The sequence below is a fragment of the Belliella buryatensis genome (assembly GCF_900188245.1).
Classification (GTDB): domain Bacteria; phylum Bacteroidota; class Bacteroidia; order Cytophagales; family Cyclobacteriaceae; genus Belliella; species Belliella buryatensis.
The window spans coordinates 1-9,171 of record NZ_FZOK01000028.1 but is presented as its reverse complement, the minus strand read 5'-3'; the positions used below and the strand labels follow the sequence as shown (position 1 = coordinate 9,171).

9 protein-coding genes are annotated in these 9,171 nt (G+C 29.7%); 5 read left to right on the top strand and 4 right to left on the bottom strand.

The window, feature by feature from the left end:
* Positions 1-63: 63 nt before the first annotated feature.
* Entirely contained in the window at positions 64-459 is a 396-nt protein-coding gene (locus CHB66_RS16560) for a response regulator (RefSeq protein ID WP_089242527.1), read from the bottom strand.
* Positions 460-693: 234 nt separating this feature from the next.
* Here CHB66_RS16560 and CHB66_RS16555 point away from each other — a divergent pair, with 234 nt between their 5' ends.
* A complete protein-coding gene (locus CHB66_RS16555; RefSeq protein WP_089242526.1) occupies positions 694-1,428 on the top strand; it encodes a LytR/AlgR family response regulator transcription factor in 735 nt (244 codons plus the stop codon).
* Here the strand turns inward: CHB66_RS16555 and CHB66_RS16550 are convergent.
* On the bottom strand, positions 1,425-1,796 hold the full coding sequence (locus CHB66_RS16550) for a response regulator (RefSeq protein WP_170932526.1): 372 nt from the start codon (positions 1,794-1,796) through the stop codon (positions 1,425-1,427). The two genes, CHB66_RS16555 and CHB66_RS16550, sit on opposite strands and share 4 nt — an antisense overlap.
* A gap of 291 nt (positions 1,797-2,087) precedes the next feature.
* On the opposite strand from CHB66_RS16550, the gene CHB66_RS16545 reads away from it, so the two are divergent.
* The gene (locus CHB66_RS16545) at positions 2,088-4,748 is read left to right on the top strand and encodes a sensor histidine kinase (protein WP_089242524.1); all 2,661 of its coding nucleotides are present in this window, start codon (positions 2,088-2,090) and stop codon (positions 4,746-4,748) included.
* Here the strand turns inward: CHB66_RS16545 and CHB66_RS16540 are convergent.
* The gene (locus tag CHB66_RS16540; protein WP_089242523.1) at positions 4,741-5,688 is read right to left on the bottom strand and encodes a hypothetical protein; all 948 of its coding nucleotides are present in this window, start codon (positions 5,686-5,688) and stop codon (positions 4,741-4,743) included. The genes CHB66_RS16545 and CHB66_RS16540 overlap by 8 nt on opposite strands.
* 763 nt (positions 5,689-6,451) lie before the next feature.
* On the opposite strand from CHB66_RS16540, the gene CHB66_RS16530 reads away from it, so the two are divergent.
* From CHB66_RS16530 to CHB66_RS16520, 3 genes are all read left to right on the top strand, one after another.
* Positions 6,452-6,865: a hypothetical protein gene (locus CHB66_RS16530; RefSeq protein ID WP_089242521.1), complete on the top strand. Its 414-nt coding sequence runs from the start codon at positions 6,452-6,454 to the stop codon at positions 6,863-6,865.
* A gap of 144 nt (positions 6,866-7,009) precedes the next feature.
* The gene (locus tag CHB66_RS16525; RefSeq protein ID WP_089242520.1) at positions 7,010-8,314 is read left to right on the top strand and encodes a hypothetical protein; all 1,305 of its coding nucleotides are present in this window, start codon (positions 7,010-7,012) and stop codon (positions 8,312-8,314) included.
* A 100-nt stretch (positions 8,315-8,414) separates the two neighbouring features.
* On the top strand, positions 8,415-8,780 hold the full coding sequence (locus CHB66_RS16520; protein ID WP_089242519.1) for a hypothetical protein: 366 nt from the start codon (positions 8,415-8,417) through the stop codon (positions 8,778-8,780).
* A gap of 196 nt (positions 8,781-8,976) precedes the next feature.
* Here the strand turns inward: CHB66_RS16520 and CHB66_RS17170 are convergent.
* The coding region (locus tag CHB66_RS17170) for a hypothetical protein (protein WP_212668474.1) at positions 8,977-9,171 on the bottom strand (195 nt) is incomplete at its 5' end.

Here is a 9,171-nt window from a genome sequence, read left to right as displayed (position 1 = left end):
CAGCTTGTAATATTCGTCGTTGCTAATCTTTTTCATGACGCAAGATTACAACCCAAACAGTAATCAGAAAATATGGGGTTTATCGGACGGATACTGAATAGTTCCGTTTGGATTCAATTGTATCACTACTTGATGTAGCTTTGCTAATTCTATTGGTTTGTTGAAAATTTCCTCGAAAAATTGTTCAAAACCTTTGATTTGATCCAAATCCCCAGCAGTTATGGCGATTATAGGTAGGTTAGGTTGTTTTTCTTTTATTTTCTTTGCTAATTCTATTCCATTCATTATGGGCATCATGATATCTGTGATGATTATGTCAAAAGTATCTTGTGAATCTAAAAACTGATTATACGCATCTTCTCCATTTTCACTAATTGTCACATCAAAGTTTTTACCTTTAAAGTATTTACTTAGAACCATTCTGATGATCATATCATCATCAACAACTAATATATTCATTAAATTATTTTTTATTCACAATAATATTGATAATCGGTGTATAATAAATTCAATTGTTTGTTTTAGTAAATAAAATACAGAGTTATTAGTTTTGTGGATGAATATTTAATTTTACTAATCTTTCATTTATTAATATGTTTTTAATTTACGTTTTTTATCACTAGGTATCAATTTTTTTTTAAACATCTTTTTATTTAGTTATTTCATGACATCAATAATTTTAATTCGATTGTTATGGTAGTAAATAATGTTGTTTTGGTGGAGGATGAGACAGAGTTGGCACTTAATCTTAGAGAACTTCTAGGTTCTTTGGGGTTTTATGTTTCTGCTGTTTTTGACAATGCCTTAGGAGCGCTGGAGTTTATTAAACTTAATAAAGTAGACTTGTTGGTATTAGATATCATGATCAATGGTGATATGGATGGTATCACACTTGCATCTGAGATTAAGAAAAAAGCAGATATACCTACGGTGTTTATCACTGCATACTCAGAGAATGATATCATCAAAAGGGTAATTGATGTGTCCCCAGATGGCTATTTGTTGAAGCCTTTCTCAAAAGAAAGTTTGAAGACTACACTATTATTAGCACTATCAAACTATCAAAAAAGGACGAATACCGAAGTAGCAATTAGAAAAGATGATGTGACTATTCAAATTAGAGATAAAGGATTTATTTCATTGATACCAGCATCTGAGATTCTCTACGCACAAGCTGATGGACTTTATACCAGGATTTATACAGTCAAAAAGGCATTTATCATCAGGGATATACTCAAGGATGTGGAAGCGCGTCTTCCAGCTTCTATTTTTTTAAGGGTCCATAAATCCTATTTGGTAAATAAACATGCCATAGATATGTTCAATGGTAAAATTTTACACATAAAAGATATTACTATTCCAATTAGGAGAGGTTACTATAAAATACTCAAAAATTTAGTTGGAGTTCAGGCAGAAGAAAAAATTTAATACTGAAGTAAAGATTGAATGTTTTTGATCAGGTCAAATGTTTTCAATGGTTTGATTAAATACTGATTGGCTCCAAGGGCATAGCATCGATCCCGTTCAGATTTTTCTACTCTTGCTGATAGTAGTATAAAGGGGATATGCATCGTAGTGGATTTAGATTTTACTTTACTCAGTAATTCATATCCGTCGATTCCTGGCATCATCAAATCTGAAATAATAATATCTGGCTTTATCATTTCAATCTGTTCAAGTGCGCTTAATCCATCTTCAAAAGAATAAACATCGAAGTCATTGAACTTTAGGATTTCTTCTAAGTTTTGCCTCAAAATCTCTTCATCTTCCACTAAAACGATCTTTTTTCTCATCATAAACCCCCTCATGTGTCCATCAAAATAAGTATTTAAATGCAAAAATGTTTAAATACTTTGAGATTTCATTTCATTAAAATAAATTTATTTGGCTATTTTACTGGTTTACACACTTCTTTTTTATACACTTTATTTACTTAAAGAATCTTATTAGGTTTATTTTAAAACTATTTGTGTTTAAATGTAATTAAAGTGTATATGTGTAAATAATCAAACGCAATAAAAAAGTAACGATTGTATTTATTTCCGTATTATTGATGATGTTTTTTAAACTACTAACCGTGTAAAATTATGAGTAAGTCGCTTGAATTAAAATATTTTATAATCAAAATAGAGCTGTTTCTTTTTGTAATAGTCTCCATTTTAACCTTAGCAAATTCAAGTAAACTGCATGCTACTCAAGTTCTAAATAGTGAAACTGCATATATCAGGATAGATAGTTTAAATGACCTCAGTAGAAAGTATTCTTTTGTAAATAATTCGAAAGCTTTACTTTATGCAAATGAAGCTTTAGAGTTAGCCTTGCAATATGATTATGGTAGAGGCCAAGCTTTTGCATTTAGGAATTTATCATCTGTATATTCCGCTCAATTTGCTTTCGCAGAGTCTATTGAATTTATCAACAAGGCATTAAATATATTTGAGGAGCTAAATGATCCAGAAGGAATTGCAAACTGTAATATCTCTTTAGGTCATACTTTTAGTCGACTGAAATTAGACTCGGTTGCATTTGAATACCATTTGAATGCATACCAATATTTTTCTAAGGAAAATAATCCTGAAAGAAAATTGATTTCTACTCATAACCTTGCTCAAGCTTATTATTTATTAAACGATATAAATCAAGCAGAAGACCTGTTTCTTGATGCAAATTTGTTAGCTGAGGACTTAGAAAATCTTCAGCTAAAATCTTCATGCTTGAGTTATTTGGGTGAGATCGCTTTGAAGAAAGGAGATATTTTCTCTGCCCAGTCTTATTTTACTGAAGTAAAAGAGATGTACGAGATATTAATGGAAGATGCGCAAAAGTATGCTACAATGAGTGCCTTCTATCATTTGGGTTTGATCTACAAAGAAAAAAAGGACTTTACCTCCATGCTAAATTTTTTTGAGCAGGGAATAGAACTTCTTGATATCTATCAATTGAATTATTTTGCCGAAGATATTTATGAAGAAATTATTTCTTACTATAAAAGTATAGGGGATTTAATCAAAGTAGATGAACGTTATAGCAATTATCTGAGTGTCCTGAAAAATTTGAACAAATTAAATAGAGAAAATAAGGCTGGATTGTATTTGGACCTTTTGAAAAGCAGGGAGCTAGAGAAGGATTTTATCGCTAAAGTTCAAGCCAATGAGTTACAACAGGAACTAGCAAAATCTAATATAAATACAATTAGAATTTTGGTACTGTTATCTCTTATTTTAGCCATTTTTTTAATTATAATAATTTACCAATTTTTCAGAAATAAAAGAAATTCTGCTGCTATCAACGCCATATATGATAATGCTAAGTCAGCGATCATTTTAATTGATGAAAATGGTATTATTTTAAGATTGAATAAAGCTTCTCAAAAACTTTTTGGAATGGGGGCTGATGATTTCACGGGAAAAAGCTTCTTTAAAGAATTTATTTGTGAATCTAGCGATTTGACACCAAAGGATCTCGAAAAGTCTTTGTTAAACGAATTTACGGTAAGGACAAAGGAAGGTACTGAAAAAGAAATTAGTGTAAGCTGTTCTCAAACGTACATAGATAGTCAAAAATTTTATGCGTGTTTAATCCTAGATAGATCTGATTACAAGAGGCTACAAAGATTGAATGACTTTTATCAAATCATCCTTGAAAAAAGTAACGAGATTGCTAAAATAGGTACCTGGGAAATTACTTATCAAAGTTTCTTGAAAAATGAAATGCCTGTGATTTCATCAAAAGTATTTGAAATATTAGAACTTGGATCTTCTTCAGCTGAGTTAAATGGTATTTCTTGGACGAAGTTTTTCAAATCTGAAGAATCAATTCAATATTTGATTAATGTTTTTAATGACTCAGTTCAAAATAGAGTTCCTTTTGATATTGAAATAGAATTGATCAGTTATAAAGGGAATAGACTGTGGGTTAGGTTGATAGGGAGTGTGGAATTTTTAGGTTCTAATGATTACAAGCTATATGGAACAGTCCAAGATATAACTGAAATTAAAAAAGGAATGCTTCTTATGGAGGAAAACCTTAATCGTGAACAAGAATTAAATAAATTGAAATCTAGGTTTATCTCTATGGCCTCTCATGAGTTTAGAACTCCTTTGGCCACCATTACTACAAGCGTAGAGTTAATTCAGATGAATTTAGCTAGGATCCTTGACACTTCTAATACTAATTTAGATAAGCATACTAACAGTATACTCAACCAAATAGAGCGATTAGAGAAAACTTTAGATAGCATATTGATGCTTGAAAAATCTATTCAAGGAAAAATTGAGCCAGCATTTGAGAAGGTTGACATAGAAGTAATGCTACATGATTTAATTAATGGGGTCAATATTAGTGGGGATACTAGAGTTCCAAAACTGGTAATAGATTTAGATTCAAATGAGATAATATCTGATAATAATCTTATCCATCATGTGCTACAAAATGTAATCTCAAATGCTTTGAAGTATTCCAAGGGTGAAAAAGAGCCTGAGGTTTTGGTTAAAAACCAAGAAGATACGCTTGTAATTGAAGTCATTGATTACGGCATTGGTATTCCAGAATCAGATAAAGCTGGCTTATTTAATTCTTTTTATAGAGCTAAAAATACGACAGGAATTAAAGGTACAGGACTAGGGCTTAGTATAGTGAAAGAATTTGTAGTATTGCTCAAAGGAGATATAAAGATTGACTCAAAAGAAGGAGAGGGGACTAGGGTTCAAATAATTTTACCTTTATCCCCTTCCTTACAAATTAACTAATCAAAAGGTTATTTTTTCTGCTTGTAAAGGTGGTTTTATCTGTTCCGATCGATACTCCTACCTTTTCATTGAAAGCATCATATGTTTCGAATTCATCGAGCGCATATAAACCTTCACTAGCTAGCGTGTTGGGTTTTGATAGTTTTAAAATGACCTCATTTGGTTTAATAAGTGAAGCAATAAACTCACCGATATACTCTGAAATATTACCTTCAAAAATAATAATTATTGGTGTCTTTTTATTTTTTGATGTTAGCTTAGAAATTTTTCTATCAATTTGATTACTAAAATACTGTTTGATGCATTTCTTTATTTTAGCATCTTGTGTCAACTCTTTTTGCATCTCTTGAATGCCTTTCTTTTGGTTTGGGCCATCATAATTCAAAGAAATACAATGATCCCCCAACCCGTCTCCAAGGATATAAGATTGTTTTTCTTTGGTAAGTTCTGGATTGTAATAAATCCCCTCAAAATCTTCTATTCCAAATTTAAGGACTATAAAGCTTTGATGACTTGTGATTTTAGTACACGCTATGGCCTGTGCATAAATATTTGGTGATATAGTAAATGCAACAATATCTAGTGTTTTAGATATTTCCTTGCTACCATCAAACAAGCTAAGTTTTTTTTGTCGTTTGATAGCAATATAGTTTCGGATATTTTGATAATATTCTCTTAAGCTTAGACCCAGATTAATCTTGTACCTGGTTTTTTTAAATCTGAATTTTAGAAGTCCAGCATAGAGAACATAACTTAACCATGACTCCATCACCTTACCATCAGATAAGTTTTGTTGACCTATCTTATAATAGTAAAGATTTCCTTTGACTAGAAGAGAGTTTTCTTCAATGTTGGAAGGAAATGGCTGATTATCTATATTTTGAATGGTTACCTGATTGGCTAACTCTAAACTTTGGAAATTTACATTGAGCATATCCATTTTTTTTTAAAAGATAATGGGATTTAAAGCACTATTTTCAAAAAGGTAAATGAAACAAAATAAAGAGATAAAGAACTGTAAAAAAGATTTATTAGGGTAAAAATTAGCTATTCTTTTGGGATAATGATTGGACATTAAGTAGGAAAAAACAAAGCGAGGTAAAAATACCCCGCCCTGATCCTAAACTACAAATTCGTTGTATGTAAAATAGATTACTATCATTTGATGAAAATATAAGAGTCTTAATCTATAGAAATTTTAATTAGTTAATTAAATGACTAAAAATGTATATGATGTGTGTTAAATTGGTTCGGGACACCTATGAATAAAAAAAGATATACAAAGTATGCCTCTTTTGGAACATTATTAACCATTAATGAAAGTGTTTTGCTTTCAAAATAAACTTATATATTATTCTTAGAGGATCATCCATAAAGTATGTGATCAGATTTATTAAGTATATAAAAAGACATTTATTTGAAGTTGCATAGTTTTGTAAACCAAAAACTTTTTGTGAATTTTATTTAATGATTATAAAAAGTGAGTTTTGTTTCGTGAAATTAAATTCAATTATAGTTTGTGATTACTTGAGATTTTTATTCAGAAGTAAAGTAAGAGAAGAAAGAAAGTATGGCAATACATCTGTGATTTTTGATAGACATTTTAAAGAGCCAGCTTTTGACGTCGTGACTTTTTTTTCTCTAATATTGAAAAGCTGAATTTAATCTCTTCAAAAAGCACATCGACTACAGGTAGAGAGTTTATGGCAATTATAAAACACACGATTGTTGATTGGGAATCCGTTGAAAAAAGTAATTCTCCAGTCTTATCAGCATTTTTTGAATTAAATGATAAGGAAGTTACAATGTCAAAGTATTATTACAATAACTTCAAGCGAATCCAAACTTTATTTATTTTTAGTATTGAAAATAAACCCAGTTTGATAATTGATTGTAAATACGATTATGGAAAAACTTTTAGAGAAGTTAATTTAAATCTAGGTTACCTTGAATCAAGCACAAAGCCAATAGGTCTTTTGTACCATGACAGTGCCCTTATAATTAATTCCCTAGAGCATACAAAAATCATCTTAATTGAGAATCCTAGTTTAATGAATGGATTTTCTGATTTTTTTAGTGATCTATTTATCTTTAAAATTAATCAAATTAAAAAGTAAAAATTCTTATTCTAAAATTTAACGTATTAAATATTAGATAATTATGATTTTTTAACGATATTATTTGTAATATTTTTATATTAATGGTATAAATTTAACTTTTCTTTTGTTGTAATTTTAAGGATACTTTCCAAACTAAATGAGATGACCTGTAAGAGACAATTCATCATTTGCATTATTTTAATCAACTTTCTGCTGTTAAATTATAATTTATTGCAGGCAAGTGACTTTAGGTATCTGAAAATTTATTTAAATAGAATCAAAGATATCAAGAGTTTTGAATTTTTAGAAGCTGACTTTACCGAAGCACAGCTATTATCTCTTACAACTAATTTTGAGACAATACCAAGTCAAACTTTCATATTAAGGAGAACTGATAAGCATATCGCAGCCTTCAGAGATTGTTCATTTGATAAATGGATTTGGGATGAAGGAATTTGGAGAAATATATATCTCTTTGACGAGTTTGGGATGAATTGTTCGGGACTATTTTTCTTTAAAGACCAAAAATGTTACAGTATTGGTTCCTATGGTTTTTGGAGAAAGCATGTGGACTTACTCTTTTTTGATGAAAATTTTGGATTATGGGAAAAGTTAGATGCAGATAATCAACCCCAAGATTTTGGGAGTAAGCATATAACCTTATATAAAGATAAGATCTTGGTGTTTTTAGAGAAGGGAAATAATGATGACGACCTCTTTTCTGGGATGTATATGAATTGGGAAAATAAAAGCTGGTCTTTTTTTAATTTAGATCTTAATGCTGATTTTAAATCAAACGGATATGATTTTGAGATAACAGCATCACTTGATTTTAAAGATTATTTCTTATTTAATTCAAATGGAGGTTTCAAAGGTAATGGTTGGTATATCTTAAATAAAACATCAAATGAGATAAGATATTACGAAGCGAGTAATATTCATTTTACAGCATCTCCGTTCATCCAGGTGATAAGCAATGAAATGATTTATCAGTCCCCAAATCTTCAAACTCACAAAATAAATATGGAGGAAATTTTTAAAAAGGGATCTTTTGTGGGTTTGCTTCAGTTTAAAGATTCTTTAAATCAAAATAAGATAAGGGATGTTATTTCAATTAAAACGATTGCATTAATGACTCTTTTTTTTGTAGTTTTTATTTTAGTAAGGAGTTATTTTAAACAAAGAATAATTTGGGGGAGGAAAATAAATAGACATATCATTGATGAAACCGACGAAATAATCAAAAAGCTATTCCAAAGATCTGGTCAGTTACTTGAAAAGGAAGAATTAGATTTTTATCTAGGTATTCAGAATATAAAAAATCAAGATGTATTAAGAGTTACGAGAGCAAAGTTGATTAATGAAATCAATAATAAGACATTGATAACGAGTGGTTTTAAACTTATTAACAGAATGCGATCAGAAGATGATAAACGGTTTATTTATTACCATATTATTGAAAAGTAGAAGTTGGGAAAATTGTGTAGTTTCTTAAATTACATAATTTTATTTCATATTAATTTTTATGTACATGATATTGTATTGTGTTTATAAATTTGTTTTAAATATGATAAATGTCTTGATTATTGAAGCTTACGAGAGCTATAAAAATAATTTGGTAGAATACTTTGAATTAAGAAATTGCCGTGTTTTCTCTTTGGATCGTTGCGGTGCACTTTTTATCTCTATACCTGATTTGACAATTGATCTAGTCATTTGTGATTTTGATCAAGAGTTCGAGTTTGGCCTAAATGACTTCAGGCAACTGATAAAGCTTGACTTTATAAAAAGTAGCTACATCTTTTTACTTAGTACGAAGTTCAAAAGCCTATCAGAAATTTTTGAGTTAAAAGTTTATCATGATCAAATGTATTTGATTGAAGGTAAGCGTTTAAGTGATATCGGCCTATTGATAAATAGATTAGGTATGTGAAAACTGCTTTTAATTTACTTTAAAATACATCAGTAGTAATTGATTATTTTTTTTATTGATATTTATTTCGGCTAGTTTATAACAGAAGAAGTTGAGTTTGTTTTCTGGTAAGTCTCAAGGCTATTTCTATATAATGATCACAAGTATTGATGAAAAGACTGAAATATTTATTTTTTGTTGGGATGTTATTTTTTATTTATTTAATTAACAATGGAAGTGGTTTTAGTGGTGTAAGATTGGGATTTTTAGATAGAGTTTTAACTGTAAGGAGTGTGTCTGAAGATCCTTCAGTATTTTGCATATAGCGGTCAAAGTGACCCCCTATCAGCGCTGCAAAGTGACCCCCCGGAGTTAAGTAATTTTTTTGGTCAGGAATAGTGGACTTACATCG

Bases quoted from the DNA above. Each gene is read 5' to 3' on its own strand.
- CHB66_RS16560 (WP_089242527.1), bottom strand. From the start codon at position 459: ATGAATATATTAGTTGTTGATGATGATATGATCATCAGAATGGTTCTA.
- CHB66_RS16555 (WP_089242526.1), top strand. From the start codon at position 694: ATGGTAGTAAATAATGTTGTTTTGGTGGAGGATGAGACAGAGTTGGCA.
- CHB66_RS16550 (WP_170932526.1), bottom strand. From the start codon at position 1,796: ATGATGAGAAAAAAGATCGTTTTAGTGGAAGATGAAGAGATTTTGAGG.
- CHB66_RS16545 (WP_089242524.1), top strand. From the start codon at position 2,088: ATGAGTAAGTCGCTTGAATTAAAATATTTTATAATCAAAATAGAGCTG.
- CHB66_RS16540 (WP_089242523.1), bottom strand. From the start codon at position 5,688: ATGGATATGCTCAATGTAAATTTCCAAAGTTTAGAGTTAGCCAATCAG.
- CHB66_RS16530 (WP_089242521.1), top strand. From the start codon at position 6,452: ATGGCAATTATAAAACACACGATTGTTGATTGGGAATCCGTTGAAAAA.
- CHB66_RS16525 (WP_089242520.1), top strand. From the start codon at position 7,010: ATGACCTGTAAGAGACAATTCATCATTTGCATTATTTTAATCAACTTT.
- CHB66_RS16520 (WP_089242519.1), top strand. From the start codon at position 8,415: ATGATAAATGTCTTGATTATTGAAGCTTACGAGAGCTATAAAAATAAT.